Source organism: Halomonas denitrificans, from assembly GCA_019800895.1.
Lineage (GTDB): Bacteria > Pseudomonadota > Gammaproteobacteria > Xanthomonadales > Wenzhouxiangellaceae.
Map to the genome: position 1 here is coordinate 71,527 of JAHVKF010000001.1, position 16,968 is coordinate 88,494.

12 protein-coding genes are annotated in these 16,968 nt (G+C 67.7%); 6 read left to right on the forward strand and 6 right to left on the reverse strand.

Annotation, left to right across the window (positions count from 1 at the left end; translation table 11 throughout):
* Positions 1-118: 118 nt before the first annotated feature.
* From pilW to ndk, 3 genes are read right to left on the reverse strand one after another with little or no spacing between them, the layout of a single operon-like run.
* Positions 119-895, reverse strand: a complete 777-nt coding sequence (gene pilW / locus KUV67_00315; protein MBY6203319.1) for a type IV pilus biogenesis/stability protein PilW — start codon at positions 893-895, stop codon at positions 119-121.
* Positions 892-1,995 (reverse strand): 23S rRNA (adenine(2503)-C(2))-methyltransferase RlmN, encoded by a 1,104-nt coding sequence (gene rlmN / locus KUV67_00320; GenBank protein MBY6203320.1) that lies wholly within the window; start codon positions 1,993-1,995, stop codon positions 892-894. Before rlmN ends, pilW begins: the two co-directional genes overlap by 4 nt.
* A 44-nt stretch (positions 1,996-2,039) precedes the next feature.
* Positions 2,040-2,459 (reverse strand): nucleoside-diphosphate kinase, encoded by a 420-nt coding sequence (gene ndk / locus KUV67_00325; GenBank protein ID MBY6203321.1) that lies wholly within the window; start codon positions 2,457-2,459, stop codon positions 2,040-2,042.
* Positions 2,460-2,931: 472 nt separating this feature from the next.
* On the opposite strand from ndk, the gene KUV67_00330 reads away from it, so the two are divergent.
* The 4 genes from KUV67_00330 to KUV67_00345 all read left to right on the forward strand — a co-directional run bounded on the left by KUV67_00330 (position 2,932) and on the right by KUV67_00345 (position 9,803).
* A complete protein-coding gene (locus tag KUV67_00330; GenBank protein MBY6203322.1) occupies positions 2,932-3,582 on the forward strand; it encodes a TetR family transcriptional regulator in 651 nt (216 codons plus the stop codon).
* A complete protein-coding gene (locus KUV67_00335; GenBank protein ID MBY6203323.1) occupies positions 3,579-6,029 on the forward strand; it encodes an acyl-CoA dehydrogenase in 2,451 nt (816 codons plus the stop codon). The genes KUV67_00330 and KUV67_00335 overlap by 4 nt, the downstream gene beginning before the upstream one ends.
* Before the next feature lie 97 nt (positions 6,030-6,126).
* Complete coding sequence (locus KUV67_00340) at positions 6,127-8,493, forward strand: enoyl-CoA hydratase/isomerase family protein (protein MBY6203324.1); 2,367 nt, start codon at positions 6,127-6,129, stop codon at positions 8,491-8,493.
* A 128-nt stretch (positions 8,494-8,621) separates the two neighbouring features.
* Positions 8,622-9,803, forward strand: coding sequence for an acetyl-CoA C-acyltransferase (locus tag KUV67_00345; protein MBY6203325.1), 1,182 nt, complete (start codon positions 8,622-8,624; stop codon positions 9,801-9,803).
* Between the two features lie 46 nt (positions 9,804-9,849).
* On the opposite strand, the gene KUV67_00350 is transcribed toward KUV67_00345, so the two are convergent.
* Both KUV67_00350 and KUV67_00355 read right to left on the reverse strand, forming a co-directional pair.
* Entirely contained in the window at positions 9,850-12,267 is a 2,418-nt protein-coding gene (locus KUV67_00350) for a serine/threonine-protein kinase (GenBank protein ID MBY6203326.1), read from the reverse strand.
* 73 nt (positions 12,268-12,340) lie between these two features.
* On the reverse strand, positions 12,341-12,910 hold the full coding sequence (locus KUV67_00355; GenBank protein ID MBY6203327.1) for a sigma-70 family RNA polymerase sigma factor: 570 nt from the start codon (positions 12,908-12,910) through the stop codon (positions 12,341-12,343).
* A gap of 160 nt (positions 12,911-13,070) precedes the next feature.
* On the opposite strand from KUV67_00355, the gene KUV67_00360 reads away from it, so the two are divergent.
* Complete coding sequence (locus tag KUV67_00360; protein ID MBY6203328.1) at positions 13,071-14,561, forward strand: serine hydrolase; 1,491 nt, start codon at positions 13,071-13,073, stop codon at positions 14,559-14,561.
* A 159-nt stretch (positions 14,562-14,720) separates the two neighbouring features.
* Here the strand turns inward: KUV67_00360 and KUV67_00365 are convergent, their stop codons facing one another.
* Complete coding sequence (locus KUV67_00365) at positions 14,721-16,013, reverse strand: FAD-binding oxidoreductase (protein MBY6203329.1); 1,293 nt, start codon at positions 16,011-16,013, stop codon at positions 14,721-14,723.
* On the opposite strand from KUV67_00365, the gene phhA reads away from it, so the two are divergent.
* Positions 16,012-16,968, forward strand: coding sequence for a phenylalanine 4-monooxygenase (gene phhA / locus KUV67_00370; protein MBY6203330.1), 957 nt, complete (start codon positions 16,012-16,014; stop codon positions 16,966-16,968). The two genes, KUV67_00365 and phhA, sit on opposite strands and share 2 nt — an antisense overlap.

Genomic DNA, 16,968 nt, shown 5'->3' on the forward strand with positions numbered 1-16,968 from the left:
AAGGGTTCGATGCACCGGTCGACGGAATTTCCGAGGATTCCTCGATGTCCGGATCCGTCTTCGAATCGCCCGCGCTCGAGGGCGTGGAGCTCGGGGGCGTGAATTGATCGTTCATGGCTCAGGAATCGCCTGCTCGCAGTTGTTCGGCTTGCAGCGATTCAGGATAACGCGATCGCAGCTGCATTGCATATCGCTCTGCTTCTTCGGGGCTGTTCAGCGCCCGCTCGACCCGCACGCCGAGCAGCAAGGCATCCGGGCCCAGCGGGCCCGTCGCCTCGAGGCGCTGCAGGAAGGCCCGGGCGGGAAAGGCGCGGCCGGACTCGAAGGACAGGCTGGCGAGATTGAACAGGGCCAACCGGTTGCGCGGGTCGATTTCCAGCGCCTGGCGGAGGTAGTTCTCGGCCTCCCCGTCGCGTCCGGCGCGCCGGGCGCAGGAGCCCGCATTGGCCAGGACGACCTCCGGAGTCGGGTAGAACGGGTCCTCCAGCGCTTCCCGGAAGTGTCGATCCGCGTCGTCGAAGCGCTCGACGCGGCACAGCAACGCGGCGTAACTGTTGTGAACCGCGCCGTCTTCGGGCGCCAGACGCGCCGCACGCTCGAGATGTCCGAGTGCTCGCCGGTCGCGGCCGATCCGCTCGTAGACGATGCCCAGGGCGAGATGCGCAGGCACGTGGTGCGGGTCCTGCGAGACCGCGAGCTCCAGCTTCTCCAGCGCCAGCTGGACCTGGCCCCGTTCGAGGTAGCCGACGCCCAGGCGTGTATTGATGTCGGCCGCTCGGACGGGGCTGACCCGTTCGACGGCAGAGCCCGTTCGCTGCGGATTGAGTTCGTCGCCCGTCGATGCACAGCCGGCGACGATCAGGACGAAGGCCAGCGTGACGACGCGGCCGGTCACGCCAGGGCCTGCCGGGCGAGTTGCTCCTGGACCACCGCGCGTCGCCGACTGGCGCTGAGGACCTTGCCCACCAGCTGACCGCAGGCGGCGTCGATGTCATCGCCCCGAGTCTTGCGGATCGTGGCGATCATGCCGCCGGAGCGGAGCACGTCCTGGAAGCGATGGATCGCGTTGTTGGACGAACACTTGAACGGCGTGCCGGGAAACGGGTTGAACGGAATCAGGTTGATCTTGCTGGGCACGTGCGCCAGCACGCGCAGCAGTTCACGCGCCTGCTCCGGCCGATCGTTGACGCCGTCGATCATGGTGTATTCGAAGGTGATCGATTGCTTGGGCCGCTTGTCGGCAAGATAACGCTTGCAGGCAGCCAGCAGCTCCTCGATCGGGTACTTGCGATTCAACGGGACGAGACGCGTCCGCAGGTCGTCGTCGGGCGCATGGAGCGACACGGCCAGGGCGACGCCCGGTCCGTCGCGCAGCGCGTCGATGCCGGGGACGACCCCGGAGGTCGACACGGTCACCCGCCGCGCGGCCAGCCCGTAGGCGAGGTCGTCCCGCATCAGCTCGAGGGCCGGCCGGACCTGATCGAGATTCAGGAGCGGCTCGCCCATGCCCATCAGCACGATGTTGGTGATGCGCCGGTCCGGGCCCAGTGCTTCGGCCGCGCGCCAGACCTGGCCGATGATTTCGGCGGCGCCCAGATTGCGGTTGAAGCCCTGCGTGGCGGTCGAGCAGAAGGTGCAGTTGAGCATGCACCCGACCTGGGAGGAGATGCACAGCGTTCCACGGTCGGGCTCGGGGATGAACACCGTTTCCACGGCGCTGCCGCCGGGCAACGCCATGATCCACTTGACCGTGCCGTCGGTCGAGCGATGCTCGCTCATCACGCCGGGCGCGATGATCTCGGTTTCGGCCTGCAGCCGCTCGCGGAGCGCACGACTGAGGTCGGTCATGGCGTCGAAATCGGTCACCCCGCGCTGGTAGACCCATTGCAGGATCTGCCGCGCCCGGAACGGCTTCTCGCCCCACTCGGCGAAGAAGCGCTCGAGCTGGGCACGCGAAAGGCCCAGGAGATTCGTTTTCGGGCGAGGGTCAGCCATGGAGTTCAGCCATTGATTTCAACGCGTTGCGCCCTGCTCTTCAATCAGCGCGAGTATATCTCATCGTCTCCGAAGAAGAAGCGGATTTCCTCGGCCGCGGTTTCCTCGGCATCCGAGCCGTGGACGGCGTTCGCGTCGATGCTGCTGGCGAAATCGGCGCGGATGGTGCCGGGCGCCGCTTCGCGGGGGTCGGTCGCGCCCATCAGTTCGCGGTTGCGAGCGATGGCGTCGTCGCCCTCGAGCACCTGGATCATCACCGGGCCGGAGGTCATGAACTCGACCAGGTCGTTGAAGAACGGACGCTCCTTGTGCACGGCGTAGAAGCCTTCGGCGTCGGCCCGCGAGAGGTGCTTCATGCGAGCCGCGACGACCTTCAGGCCGGCCCGCTCGAACCGGGTGTAGATCTCGCCGATGACGTTCTTGGCCACGGCGTCGGGCTTGATGATGGACAGGGTGCGCTGCATGGGTCGGAAACTCCTGGGTTCTGGTGATCGAATGTGGAATGGTGGCTGGCGCGGACGGCGACCCGACGTCGCCGGCCTGCTGCGGACCGCAGGTAGCGCGCGTCGTTCGTGATGCGCGCCGGATGCGGCCCGGCCTCCGCCTGGATCGCTTCGGGCTGGCTCGAGCGCCATCGGCGCAACCGACGATCCAACCCGCAATTCTAGCGCGATCTTCGCCCCGATCGAAAGTCGATGCGCCACCGGTTCCGCATCGGTAAGCGGGATCCGCCGGGACGACGCGCGGCCGGGCGTCGTCCGGAACTTGCCTGCCCGTGCCGACGGTGGTAGGATTCAAACACACGTTTGAAGCGCTTGTTTCAAGCACGCGTTTCAAGGAGCGATCGAAGCGCAGGCCCTGCGCCTCGGTCCCCGGCCCGCCGCTGGCAGCCACCGCTCCTGCGCAGGCCGCGCAACGCCCGCTGGAGGAACACGCTTGACCGACTCGACCGCCAACCGGATTCTCGACACCGCGGAGCAGCTGTTTGCCGATCGAGGATTCCACGCGACGACGCTGCGCCAGATCACCCAGGCTGCCGGCGTCAACCTGGCCGCCGTGAATTATCACCACGGCTCCAAGGACGCGCTGATCCTCGCGGTCTTCCAGCGCCGGCTCGACGAACTCAACAGCGAGCGCCTTGCCCGCCTGAGCGAAGCGCTCGACGCCGCCGACCCACCCCGGCTCGAAGACGTGCTCGAAGCCTTCATCCACCCCGCGCTCCGGATGAGCACCCAGTCCTCGGGCGACGGTGGTCGCTTCATGCGCTTGCTGATGAGAGCCTGGTCGGAGAACGCCACCCAGCTCCACGGCGTGATCCGGCGTCAGTATTCCCACGTGATGCGCGCCTTCGCCGATGCGGTCAGCCGCTCGCTGGGCACGGCGCCCGAGAACCTCCGCCAGCAGCTCGATTTCCTGATCGGCGCGCTGACCTACACCATGGCCGAGACCAACGACGACGACGTCGAACCCACGGCGCGGGCGTTGATCCGCTTCGGCTGCGCCGGCCTGCGCGATTCGGTGTCCGCAACGACCCGCGACCCGGCCGCGCAGCGCCAACCCAACCTGTTCGAGGAGACTTCCGCATGACCATCCTTGCCCTGCTTGCCGTTGTCCTGTTGCCGCTGATAATGGCCTATTTCGCGGCTCCGGCCTGGCTTGCCGCCCTGCTCACGTCCGCGGCGGCGGCCCTGTCCATCGCGACGGGCGCGTCGCTCGCCGTAGCCATCGTCGCGGTGCTGATCGCCGTTCCGCTGATCGTCGCCGCCCTGCCCCCGCTGCGGCGAGCCCTTCTGACCAATCGCCTCTACGGCTGGTTCCGGAAGGTCCTGCCGGCGATGTCGGCGACCGAGCGCGAAGCCCTCGAATCGGGCACGACCTGGTGGGATGCAGAGCTGTTCTCGGGCCGTCCGGACTGGACGAAGCTCCAGAACCATCCTGCGCCGTCCCTGACCGCCGAGGAGCAGGCGTTTCTCGACGGCCCGGTGGAGGAACTGTGCACCATGCTCGACGAATGGCAGATCGAGCAGGATCGGGACCTGCCGCCGGAGGTCTGGGACTTCCTGCGCGAGCACCGGTTCTTCTCGATGATCATTCCGAAGGAGTACGGCGGACTCGGCTTCTCTTCGCAGGGCAACGCGGCGGTCGTGACCAAGATCTCGACCTGCAACCAGACCGCCGCGGTGACCGTCATGGTGCCCAATTCGCTCGGCCCGGGCGAACTCCTGCACTACTTCGGAACCGAGGACCAGAAGAACCACTACCTGCCGCGGCTGGCGACCGGGCAGGACGTTCCCTGTTTCGCGCTGACCTCGCCGTACGCGGGTTCGGACGCGGCGTCGATGCCGGACAAGGGCATCGTGTGCAAGGGCGAATTCAACGGCGAGGAAGTGCTCGGCATCCGGGTCACCTGGGACAAGCGCTACATCACGCTGGCGCCGGTCGCGACCGTGGTCGGCCTGGCCTTCAAGTGCTTCGACCCCGACGGCCTGCTGGGTGGCGAGAAGAGCCTCGGGATCACCTGCGCGCTGATCCCGGCCGACACCCCCGGCGTCGAGACCGGCAATCGCCACCTGCCGGGCGGCTCGCCGTTCATGAACGGCACGACCCGCGGCAAGGACGTGTTCATTCCGATGGACTGGGTGATCGGCGGCCAGGAGCGCGTCGGCCAGGGCTGGAGCATGCTGATGCACTGCCTGTCCGCAGGGCGCGCCATCTCGCTGCCCGCCCAGGCGGTCGCCGGCGGCAAGATCTGCAGCCTGCTGACCGGCGCCTATGCCCGGGTCCGCTACCAGTTCAAGCAACCGATCGGTCAGTTCGAAGGCATCCAGGAGCCGCTGGCCCGGATCGGCGGTGAGACCTATCGCATGGACGCCGCTCACCAGATGACGCTCGTCGCGCTCGACCAGGGCGAGAAGCCGGCGGTGATCTCGGCCATCCTCAAGGCCAACCTGACCGAGGCGAACCGGCGCGTCGTTGCCGACGCGATGGATATCCACGGCGGCAAGGCCGTCGTCCTCGGACCGCGCAACTATCTGGCGCAGGGCTACCAGGCCCTGCCGATCTCGATCACCGTCGAAGGCGCCAACATCCTGACCCGGTCGATGATCATCTTCGGCCAGGGCGCGATCCGCTGCCATCCCTGGCTGCTCAAGGAAATGATGGCGGCGACCAGCCAGGCGCCGAACGCCCGCCGGGACTTCGACAAGGCGTTCTTCGGTCACATCGGCTACACGATCGGTAATGCCGTCCGGTCGCTCGTGCTGGGACTGACCGGCGGCCGGCTGAGTCCGGCGCCGTTCGGCGGCGTACTGAAGCGCGACGTGCAGCGGATCAACCGCCTGGCCGCCGCGTTCACGCTGATCGCCGACTTCACGCTGCTCATCCTCGGCGGCAAGTTCAAGTTCGCCGAGAAACTGTCGGGTCGCTTTGCCGACGCACTGAGCCATCTCTACCTGGCCTCCGCCGTGGTCAAGCGCTTCGAGGACGACGGCCGTCCCGACGCCGACCTGCCGATGGCCCGCTGGGCGATGGCCGACAGCCTGAATCGCGTCGAATCCGCGCTGTTCGGCATCCTGGCCAACTTCCCGGTTCCCGCGTTGGGCCGGGTTCTTCGGGTCTGGGCGTTTCCGTTCGGGCGCAGTCACCACCCGGCCGACGACAGGACCGGTCAGGCGATCGCCGAGCTGCTGCTGTCGAACAACCCCTCGCGTGATCGACTGACCCACGACACGTTCCGCGCCCGGGACGGTGTCGGCGCTGCAATGGTGCTGAAGGCCTTCGACGCCATGCTCGAAGCGGCCGAGGCCGAGCGTGCGGTCTTCAACGGCCTCAAGCGCATGCCGACGCCGGTCAACGTGGATCGCCTGGCCCGCCAGGCGGTCGAGGCGGGCCTGATCGACGACGCGCAGGCCGAACGTTTGATCGAGGCCCAGCGCCTGGCCGCCGAGGTCATCGCGGTCGACGAGTTCGAACCCGACGCGCTGGATCGGGCCCGGACCGGGGAACCCGAAGCGCCGCTCAAGAAAGCCAGCTGACCGACGCTGGAGCTGCCGTCGATGCCGGCCGGGGTGCCGGCATCGCGCGCTGTACACCTGCATCTTCCTTTTCAACGAACGACAGGAACCTGACCTGATGTCCGAGAATCGCTTCATTGTTCGCAAGGCCGCCGTCCTCGGCGCGGGCGTGATGGGCGCGCAGATCGCCGCCCACCTGACCGCGGCCGGTATTCCCGTGCGCCTGTTCGACCTGCCCGCCGACGAAGGGGGCCGAAACGACCGGGTCAAGGGCGCGATCCAGCGCCTGGCCAAGCTGAAGCCGCCCCCGCTGGCTCGCAAGGACCTGGCCTCGGCGCTGGAACCGGCGAACTTCGAGGACGATCTCGAGACGCTCGCGGATTGCGATTTCGTCATCGAGGCGGTGGCCGAACGGATGGACATCAAGAAGTCGCTGTACGAGCGCCTGGTGCCCCACCTGCCGGCCGATGCGATCTTCGCCAGCAATACCTCGGGCCTGTCGATCACCGAGCTGGCGCAGGTGGTTCCCGAGAGTCACCGCGACCGATTCTGCGGGGTGCACTTCTTCAATCCGCCGCGCTACATGCACCTGGTCGAACTGATCCCCCACGCCGGCACGAAGACCGAGGTCCTGGACCGGCTCGAGGCGTTCATGACGGAAACGCTGGGCAAGGGCGTGGTCCGGGCCCGCGACACGGTCAACTTCATCGCCAACCGGGTCGGGGTGTTCTCGATGATCTCGACCGTGCACCACGCCAGGCGGCTCGGCCTCGGCTTCGACACGGTCGATGCGTTGACCGGGCCGGCGATCGGCCGGCCGAAATCGGCGACTTTCCGGCTCGCCGACGTGGTCGGGCTCGACACGATGGCCAACGTGATCTCGACGATGCAGGACAAGCTCGAGGATGACCCCTGGCACGCCGTCTACGAGAAACCGGCGTGGATGACCGGGCTGATCGAGGCCGGCGCGCTCGGCCAGAAGGCCGGCGCCGGCGTGTTCCGCAAGGAAGGCAAGGCGATCCGCGTCCTCGATCCCGTCTCGGGCGAATACCGCGACACCGACTATTCGCTCGACGACGACGTCAAGCAGGCCCTGGCGATCCGCGATCCGGCCGAGAAGATGAAGGCGTTCGCCGAGTCCGATCGACCCGAACTCCAGTTCCTGTGGGCCATCCACCGCGACCTGTTCCACTACTGCGCGGTGCACCTGGCCGAAATCGCCGATTCGGCCCGCGAGATCGATCTCGCGATGCGCTGGGGCTACGGCTGGGATCTGGGCCCGTTCGAGATCTGGCAGGCCGCCGGCTGGAACGACGTGACGCGCTGGATCCGGCGCGACATCGAGGCCGGCACCGCGCTGGCCGATGCGCCCCTGCCCGGCTGGGTGGACGACGCCGATGCCGCCCACGGCGACGCGGGCTCGATCGCCGGGGACGGCGCAACGATCGCCCGTCCCGACCTGCCCGTCTACCGGCGCCAGATGCAGCCGCCCCGCCTGATCGGCGAGTCGGCCCGCTCCGGGACCACGGTCGCCGACCTGGCCGGTGCACGCCTGTGGACGCTGGAGGACGATGTCCTGATCGTGTCTCACAAGTCGAAGATGAACGTGATCGACACCGGCGTGATCGACGGTCTCAACGAGGCCATCGAACGCGCGGAGAAGGACTTCGCCGGGCTGGTGATCTGGCAGCCGAAGGGGCCCTTCTCCGCCGGCGCCAACCTGAAGGCCGCGATGGACTGGGTGGCCGACGATGCATTCGACAAGGTCGAGGGCCTGGTCGCCGACTTCCAGGCCGCCAACCTTCGACTGCGTTACGCGGCGGTCCCGAGCGTCGCCGCCGTGCGAGGCCTGGCGCTGGGCGGTGGCCTGGAGCTCGCCATGCACGCCAGCCGGATCGTCGCCCACCTCGAGTCCTACATGGGCCTGGTCGAGGCCGGTGTCGGCCTGCTGCCGGCCGGCGGCGGACTGGGCACGCTGGCCTTCCGCGTCCACGATCAGACGCAGGCCGGCGACAGCTACGCGCTCCTCGAGAAGCGCTACAAGCAGGTCGCGATGGGCCAGGTTTCGGGTAGCGCGATGGAAGCGCGCGAGATGGGCTATCTGACCGCTTCGGATTCGATCGTGATGCACGAGCACGAGCTGCTCCATGCGGCGCACGGCGTGATCCGCGGCCTGGACGCAGCCGGCTATCGCGCGCCGCTGCCGGGCCGGACGATTCCTGCCGCGGGCGACGTCGGCATCGCGACGCTGAAGATGCTGTTGGCCAACATGCACGAGGGCCATTTCATCAGCGATCACGACCGGGAGATCGGCGAGCGCATCGCCGACACGATCTGCGGCGGCGCGATCGATCGGGCGACCCCGGTCGACGAGCGATGGCTCTACGCACTGGAACGCAAGCACTTCGTCGAACTCGCCCGGACGAAGGCGACGCAGGAGCGCATCCTGCATATGCTGAAGACGGGGAAACCGCTGCGGAACTAGGAACGCGGAGCCGGGGAGCAAGGGGCCAGAGGGAAAGGAGGCAGGTCGAAGCCACTCGCCCCTGACCCCTCCCCTCTGCCCGACACCCGCCCGAACCTTACGAATTCGAACAGTCTGAGGAATAGCAAATGAGCAACGCATATATCGTCTCCGCGGTGCGCACGCCGGTGGCCAAGGCCTTCAAGGGCGGGTTTCGCACCACGCGGCCCGACGACCTGCTGGCCCACGTGATCCGCACGGCGCTGGACGACGTGCCGGGCGTCGATCCGGCCGCGATCGAGGACGTGATCGTCGGCTGCGCGATGCCGGAGGCCGAACAGGGCATGAACGTGGCGCGGATCGGCGCCCTGCTGGCCGGACTGCCCGACAACGTCCCCGGCGTGACCGTCAACCGGTTCTGTTCTTCCGGCCTTCAGACCGTGGCGATGGCTGCAGACCGGATCCGCCTCGGCGAGGCCGACGTCATGATCGCCGGCGGCACGGAAACCATGACCATGGTCCCGATGATGGGTCACAAGGTCGCGATGAATCCGAAGGTCTTCGAGGATGACAACATCGCCATCGCCTACGGCATGGGCATCACGGCCGAGAAGGTCGCGGAGAAGTACGGTGTTTCGCGACAGGACCAGGACGAATTCGGCTATCGCAGCCACCAGAAGGCCATTGCGGCGATCGACGGCGGGGAATTCACCGAGATCCGGCCGTACACCGTCCACCACCGCTACCCGGACCCGTCGTCCGGCGCCATCCGCACGGTCGAACAGGTCATCGACACGGACGAAGGCCCGCGCCGCGACACGACGCCCGAGGCGCTCGGCAAGCTCCGCCCCGTATTCCGTGCCGACGGCGTGGTCACGGCCGGCACCAGTTCGCAGATGTCCGATGGCGCCGGCGCACTCGTCATGGTCTCGGAAAAGGCCCTGAAAAAGTACGACCTGGAACCGTTGGCGGTCTTCCGCGGCTTTTCCGTCGCTGGCGTGCCGCCGGAAATCATGGGCATCGGCCCGATCGCCGCGATTCCGAAGGTCCTGAAGCAGACCGGGATCAAGCTGGATCAACTCGACTGGATCGAACTCAACGAGGCGTTCGCTGCCCAGGCGCTGGCTGTCATCCGGGACGTCGGCCTCGACCCCGAAAAGGTCAACCCGCTCGGCGGCGCCATCGCGCTCGGTCACCCGCTCGGCGCGACCGGGTCGATCCTGTCGGCCAAACTGATCCACGGCATGCGCCGCAGGAAGCAGAAGTACGGCATGGTCACGATGTGCATCGGCACGGGAATGGGAGCGGCCGGCATCATCGAAGCGCTGTGAGGAGCCGGGACCGGCGCCCTGCGGCGCCGGTCCCGTTCGATCGCCCCTAGTCTGCAGCCCGCAACTCGATCACCAGTTCGTCACCCAGCTGCTGGGCCGCGTCCAGCCATGCCGGGTCGACCCCTTGCGCGCTTCGATAGATCTCGATGGCGGTCGTGATCTCGCGCAGCGCCGCTTCATGGCGACCCTGGGCTCGCAGGACGATCCCCAGCGCTTCATGCGCCTTGCCGATTCGCGGATGCCCGGCATCGTAGCCGTTCCGCGCGACCTCCAACGCTTCCCGCGCCAGTCCTTCCGCTTCGACGAGGTTTCCCGCCAGGGTCTGCAGCCGGGCGAGGTTGAACAGCGCGGTGGCCGTCTGCGGATGGTCGCTGCCGAGCGTTGCGCGACGGATTCGCACCGACTCGGTCATCGCCTCGACCGCATCTCCGAGGCGATCGAGTGCGAAGAACAGCAAGGCCTGGTTGTTCAGCACGATGGCGTAGCTCGGATGCATCTCCCCGGTCGCCTGCCGCTGCAATTCGACCGTGCGCTCGAACGCATCCAGCGCTTCCTGATAGCGTTGCTGGCCTTCTCGCGCGGTGGCCAGCGACGACCAGATCGAGGCCCGGGTCTCGAGATCGATCGCCGACTCGTCCGCCGCGTCGATCGCCGGGGGCTCGTCGGCCAGCGCCAGAGCTTCGAGCGCGAGCGCCTCGCTTCCCTCGTAATCACCGGAATCGATCCGCATCGCGGCCCAGTTGGCCAGCAGTCCGATCTCGATCCTCCGGGAGATCGGGGTCCGTGCCTCCGTTCGCGCGAGCAGGTCGCGCGCCTCGGCGAAGCGTCGTTCTGCGCGTTCGAAATCACTTTCCCACCAGTCCACGATGGCGAGGCCATCGAGCGTTTCGGCCTGGCCGACTCGATTCCCCGTCTCGATCCGCGTTTCCAGCGCCTGCTCGAGCTGGAAGCGGGCCGGCCCGATCTCGCCGAGGTTCTGCAGTGCATAGCCGATGGCATGACGGAGATCGGCTTCCAGTTCCGGCTGCCCGGCGAAACGTTCCGCGATGTCCGGAATCGCCATCTTCAGCGCACCGGCAAGCGTCGGCTCATCGGCATTCTCGAAGGGATCCGCACGTTGAATCATCTCGACCAGGAACACCTTGGCCGCCTCGGCACGCTCTGCCTGCTGACGGGCGAGGTCCCGCTGGCGTTGCGCTTCCTCGGCCTGGTGCCGAACCGCGAGCAGGCCGCCAAGCAGCACCGCGAACACGATCGCCGTCGCGGCCACGGCACCCCGGTAGCGCTTGACGAAGTGCCAGGCTCGATAGCGCCGCGACGCCCCGCGCGCCCGCACCGGCTCGCCACGCAGATAGCGGTCGAGGTCTTCGCCCAGTTCGAGCGCGTCGGCGTAGCGGTCGGCGGGGTCCTGGCGCAGGCCGGTCATCACGATCCGGTCCAGGTCGCCGCGCAGGTGACGGCGGAGTCCCTTGATGCCCCCGAGGCCGCGCGGCGGCGTTCCGCCGTCGCGCCCGATGGCCGCACTGGGATCCGGTGGAACCGTTTCGCAGACCTTGCGTTCGGCTTCGGTCGCCGACAGACCGGCCAGGCGGTGGGGCCGGGCCCCGGTCAACAGCTCGTACAGCACGACCGCCAGGGAATAGACGTCGCTGGCCCGCGTGACCCGCTTGCCGAGCAGCTGCTCGGGGCTCGCATAGGCAGGGGTCATCAGTCGCGCCTCGTACCGCGTCTCGGGCTGATCGAGATCGATCGAACCCCGATCCAGCACCTTGGCGATACCGAAGTCGATCAGCCGGGCCTGCCCGTGGTCGTCGACCAGGATGTTGGAGGTCTTGAGGTCGCGGTGGACGATGCCCGCTTCGTGGGCGTGCGCCAGCGCGTCGCAGGTCGACCGGATCAACCGGAGCCGGGTCCGGAGATCGGCGGAATGCGATTCGCACCATCGATCGATCGGTTCGCCCCGGACCAGTTCCATGGCCAGGTACGGCGTGCCGTCGGCCGTCGTGCCTCCGTCGATGACCCGCGCGATCCCCGGATGTTCCAGGGTCGCGGCGATTCGCCGTTCGGCGTCGAAGCGCTGCATTGCCGTGTCGTCGAGATGCGCAGCCGCGAACAGTTTCACCGCCACGTCCTGTTCGAACGCGCCGTCGGCACGTCGCGCCCGATAGACCACGCTCATGCCGCCGACGCCGATCATTTCGGTCAGCTCGAACGCGCCCACGCGCTCACCGCTGCGGTCGGTGAGCCGCGGCGCGGAGCTTGCCGACGGCACGGAGCCCGGCTCCAGGAACGACGTGGTGGCCGGCTCTCTGGCCAACAGGTCCAGCACCCGTTCACGGACCGGAGCCGGCACGTCGGTCCGCGCGATCACGAACTCGGTCCGCCGGTCCGCCGGTTGGTCCAGCGCTTCTTCGAGCAGCGCGAGCGCCTGCGCTTCCCCCGCGTCGTCGAGCCGGTTGTTCATCGCTTGCTCATCGCTTGCTCATCGCTCGCTTATGGATCGCTCATCGGTCCCCGAGCGAGTGTGCAGCGCGTAATCATCGGCCGCCCCCCGGCTCCAGCTCGTCCCGAAGCCATGTACGCGCCGCCCGCCAGGCCCGGTTCACGGTCGCGACGGAAACGTCGAGAACCTCGGCAACCTCCGGGACCGTGAGGCCCCCGAAACAGCGCAGCTCGACGACCTTCGCCTGATTCGGATTCAGCCGCTCGAGACGCTCCAGAGCACGCTCGAGGTCGAGCACATCGACCCGCTCGGCCTCCTCGCCGTGCAGGGTCGTGGTCAGCGGTGGATCCGGGGTTCGCTTGTCGGCGCTTCGCTTGCGGCCGGCATCGACCAGCACCTGGCGCATGACCCGGGCGGCCACCGCCAGGAAATGGACCCGATTGCGCCACTCGACGCTGGAGCCCTGCGCGATCTTGAGGTAGGCCTCGTGGACGAGCGCCGTGGGCTGCAACGTATGGCCGGCGCGTTCCTTGGACAGCCGCGAACGCGCCATCCCACGCAGCGTTCCATAGACCTCCTCGAGCAGCGCGGCTTCAGCGCCGGGCTCGCCGTCCGCCCACTGGCGGAGGATCAGAGTGAGTTCGTGGCTGGACCCCTTGGTCATGCGAGGCATCGACTCCGGCACATTCGTCGGACCGCTCCGTCGAGTCTATCCGTAGCCCTTCCCGGCCACAAGCGGGCGCGAATCCGGCGATACGATCGGGTCGCGGTTCGCGCTAGGGAAGACAAGGCCCGACTTCGTTCCTCTCGATGGAGAACCCGCCATGACCCGATCGATCGCCACCGTGATTTCCAACGGAATGCGTCGCCCCATGGCCGCGCTGTTCCTGCTCGGCTTGCTGACCGGACCGGCCTGGGGACAGTTTCCCGTCCCCGCCGACGTGATGTACCGGGCCGGTTTCGAGGGCGATTCGATCGCCCCGGCCTTCCCGGTCGTGGGCGGCGACTACGTTCTTCCGCCGGAACCGATCGGCGACCGGCTCCAGTGGTTGATCGACGAGCTCGCGGTCGGTGAAACGACGACCCTGGCCGAGGTGCAGGCGAGATTCTCCCCCGCCTTCGATCCCGCCTCGATCCGCGATTTCATCAACGACGTGCTCCGGGTCGAGTTCCCGAACGGCCGGATCATCGACCTGATTTCCCTGACTCCCGTCCGGGCTACCGTTGTGATCGACGGCGACAGCGGCCCGGCCACATCGGGATTCCTGCAGTTCGGCGTCGAGTACGCGGGCTCGAACCTGATCACGCTGCTCCAGGTCAGCAACTTCGGCGGCACCGTGCAGTTCCCCGCCGACCAGACCCTGACCCTCGCGCAGGCGGCCGACAAGTTCATGACCTTCCATCCCGAGAACGGGTTGTTCGTCGGCTACGTCGACCTGGCCGGCCGCTGCCAGCCGATCGAAGTCCGCGATCCGGACGTCGCGCGCGGCCTGGGCTCGATCTTCAAGACCTGGGTCCTCGGCGCCGTGGCCGCCGACATCGCCGATGGCATCGTCGATCGATCCGATCCGATCCCGCTGGTGGCCGACGAACGGGCCGCGGGCGGCACGATCAACAGCGAGCCGCTCGGCACCGTATTCGACGTCCAGGACATGGGCACGTTGATGATGGGCATCAGCGACAACACGGCGACCGATCACCTGCACGAGCTGACCGGCCGGATCCGGGCCGGCGAGATCGTCCAGCAGTACGGAATCGCCGATCCCGACGAACTGCTTCCCTTCCTGAACATCAGCGAGCAGTTCCACGTGTTCACGCGCTTCGACCTGCCGACGGCGGAATCCTACGTCGACGGCACGGAGGCCTTCCAGGACAATTTCCTGAGCACGATGATCGAGCCCGAGGGACCGTCGTTCCCGGTCTCGTTCCCGTTCTTCCACGAGTCCTTGCTCACGTCCGGAACCTGGCGGGCGACGGCGTCGGACATCTGCCGAACCCTGGCCGGACTCCGATCGACGCCCGAGGACTTCGGCGCCTTCGAATTCGTCGACCGGGCGATGGGCTCGCAGGCGGCGCAACCGAATATCCGGGCCGCCTGGGATCGCACCTGGTACAAGGGCGGCAGCCTGACGTCGGGGGTTTCCGGAAATCACGTGCTGACGCACGCGTGGCTGCTGGAGAACGAGGGGGACTTTCCGCCCTTCGTGATCGTCGCCCTGGCCAACAACCCGGCCGGCGGCATCGATCCGTTCGAGATCCAGTCGGTGACCAACCGGATGGCGGAACTGCTGGCCGGGTTCCAGCCCTGGGACTGATGGCGCGCGGCGGATGAAAAAAAGGCACCCGGGCAGAGAGTCCCGGGTGCCCCGAACCCCGGAAGCTGCGTCCCCCGGGGTCACCCCACGCAGCGCATCCTACCCGCAGCGACCGCGACCGGTCATCGGAAGATTTCCTACAAGCGCCGCGGACGCCGATCAGCCGCTACTGCGCCAGGCCCGAATCGCGTCGCGCGCCTGATACGCCCAGTACGACGCCTGGGCCGTCCACCGCCCCAGCGGCCCTCCGGCCCAACTCGGCCCCCAGGAGCGAAACGCTTCGAGTCGGTCCCCCTCGCCGTCCAGGGCTTCGGCGATCACTTCGCCGGCCATCGTGGTCGGCGCCATGCCGTGTCCGCCGAAAGCACTGGCGGCCCAGAGGCCGGGCTCCAGCTCGCCGAGAATCGGCATCTGGTGGCGCGCGTAACTCATCCAGCCACCCCAGGAATGGGTGAAGCGAACGTCCGCCAGGGACGGGAAGACCCGTGCGACGTCACGCCGCATCAGGGCTTCGATCGCATCCGGATCGCGATCAGCGATCGAGATCCGCCCGCCCCACAGGAGGCGGTCGCCGATTCGCCGGTAATAGTCGAAGGCGAAACGCGTGTCGTAGACGGCGGCGGTTCCCGGGATCAGCGCCTCGAGTCGGCCGGGCAGAGGCTCGGTCACGGCCACGTAGGTCCCGATCGGATGGATGCTGCGCACCAGCCGTGGCACCAGTCGACGATCGTATCCGCCGGTCGACACGACCACCCGGTCCGCGCGCACCGTCGCGTCACGGGTCCGAAGCCGCCATCCGCCACCGGCCCGCTCGATGCGCTCGACGGCCGAATCACCGTGGACGGAAAGCCCGGATGCGTCGAGTTCGTCGGCAAGCGCCCGCACATAGGCCAGCGGATTGAAGTGGAAGGCTCCCGGCTCGAGCAGTCCGCCGCCGTAGCGATCGGAGCACACCCAGGCCGATCGCTGCGCTCGATCGAGCGCGAGGAGCTCGAGGCCGGTCGCCCGATGGATCGCGTCTCGAAGCGCGTCCAGCCCCTTGCGGTTGCGAAACCAGTCGGCCAGCAGAACGCCCTCCCCGTCGAGCGAGACGCCAAGGGCGGCGCAGCGGCCGCGAACCCGGTCGACGGCCTCGTGGGTCCATCGCTGCATGACCCGGGCACGGTCGAGTCCGACCCGGCGCACCAGCGGCTCTGGGCCCAGCGAGAAGCCGCCGAAGACGAAGCCCCCGTTTCGCCCCGAGGCACCTTCACCGGGCTGTCCGGCTTCGAGCACGACGACATCGCGATGACCGCGCTCGAGCAGACTGAAGGCAGTGCTGAGACCCGCCAGACCGGCGCCGATCACCGCGACCCGGACGGAGCGGTCCGATTCGATGCGAGGGAACCGACGCGCCGCGATGCGGTCCTCGTACCAGGTGGGGGAATGGAATCGGGGCCATCCCGTGGGCATGGCAAGATCCTCGGTCGGGGCTGATAGACTTGCCCGCCAGAATACGCGACCGAACGAGCCCCGGACCCACCGATCGCAGCGGGAACCCCCGCGCGCATCGCACGAATCGGGGCGGCCGTCGGCGACGCGGGCAGCCTCGAAACGGAGACGCAACATGGGCAAATCAAGCAAGTACGAAGCGAAGGTCCCGGACGAGAACGGGATCATCCACTACACGGACGAGGAGCACGCGATCTGGGGCGAGCTCTACGCCCGGCAGATCGAGATCATCCAGGACCGGGTCTGCGACCAGTTCTTCAACGGCCTGAAGACCCTCGATCTTCCTGCGGACCGGATTCCCCAGCCCCGGGACGTGTCCGATGTGCTGCGCGAGCGGACCGGCTGGGAAGTCGCGCCGGTCCCCGCCCTGATCAACTTCGATCGCTTCTTCAAGCTGCTGTCCGAGAAGAAGTTCCCGGCCGCGTCGTTCATCCGTACGCGCGAGGAGATGGAGTACCTGCAGGAGCCGGACATCTTCCACGAGATCTTCGGCCATACGGCCATGCTGACCGACGAGGCCTTCGCCAATTTCACGCACGCCTACGGCAGGGCCGGCGTGCAGGCCAGCAAGGAGGAGCGCGTTTTCCTCGCACGCCTCTACTGGTTCACGGTGGAATTCGGGCTGCTGCGAACCGACGCCGGCACCCGCATCTACGGCGGCGGGATCGCCTCTTCGCCCGGGGAAACGGTCTATTCGCTCGAAAGCGACGAGCCGATCCGCCGACCCTTCGATCCGATCGACGCGTTGCGCACACCGTACCGGATCGACATCTTCCAGACCGTCTACTACGTGCTCGACTCGATGGACGATCTGTTCGAACTGGCCGAGATGGACCTGCTCAAGCTCATTCGCAAGGCCCGCGCGCTTGGCCAGTTCGCCCCGACTTTCCCGCCCAAACAGAAGGACGCTGCCTGA

Coding starts and splice junctions, on each gene's coding strand:
- rlmN (MBY6203320.1), bottom strand. CDS start 1,995: ATGGCTGACCCTCGCCCGAAAACGAATCTCCTGGGCCTTTCGCGTGCC.
- ndk (MBY6203321.1), bottom strand. CDS start 2,459: ATGCAGCGCACCCTGTCCATCATCAAGCCCGACGCCGTGGCCAAGAAC.
- KUV67_00335 (MBY6203323.1), top strand. CDS start 3,579: ATGACCATCCTTGCCCTGCTTGCCGTTGTCCTGTTGCCGCTGATAATG.
- KUV67_00340 (MBY6203324.1), top strand. CDS start 6,127: ATGTCCGAGAATCGCTTCATTGTTCGCAAGGCCGCCGTCCTCGGCGCG.
- KUV67_00345 (MBY6203325.1), top strand. CDS start 8,622: ATGAGCAACGCATATATCGTCTCCGCGGTGCGCACGCCGGTGGCCAAG.
- KUV67_00350 (MBY6203326.1), bottom strand. CDS start 12,267: ATGAACAACCGGCTCGACGACGCGGGGGAAGCGCAGGCGCTCGCGCTG.
- KUV67_00355 (MBY6203327.1), bottom strand. CDS start 12,910: ATGACCAAGGGGTCCAGCCACGAACTCACTCTGATCCTCCGCCAGTGG.
- KUV67_00360 (MBY6203328.1), top strand. CDS start 13,071: ATGACCCGATCGATCGCCACCGTGATTTCCAACGGAATGCGTCGCCCC.
- phhA (MBY6203330.1), top strand. CDS start 16,012: ATGGCAAGATCCTCGGTCGGGGCTGATAGACTTGCCCGCCAGAATACG.
- KUV67_00365 (MBY6203329.1), bottom strand. CDS start 16,013: ATGCCCACGGGATGGCCCCGATTCCATTCCCCCACCTGGTACGAGGAC.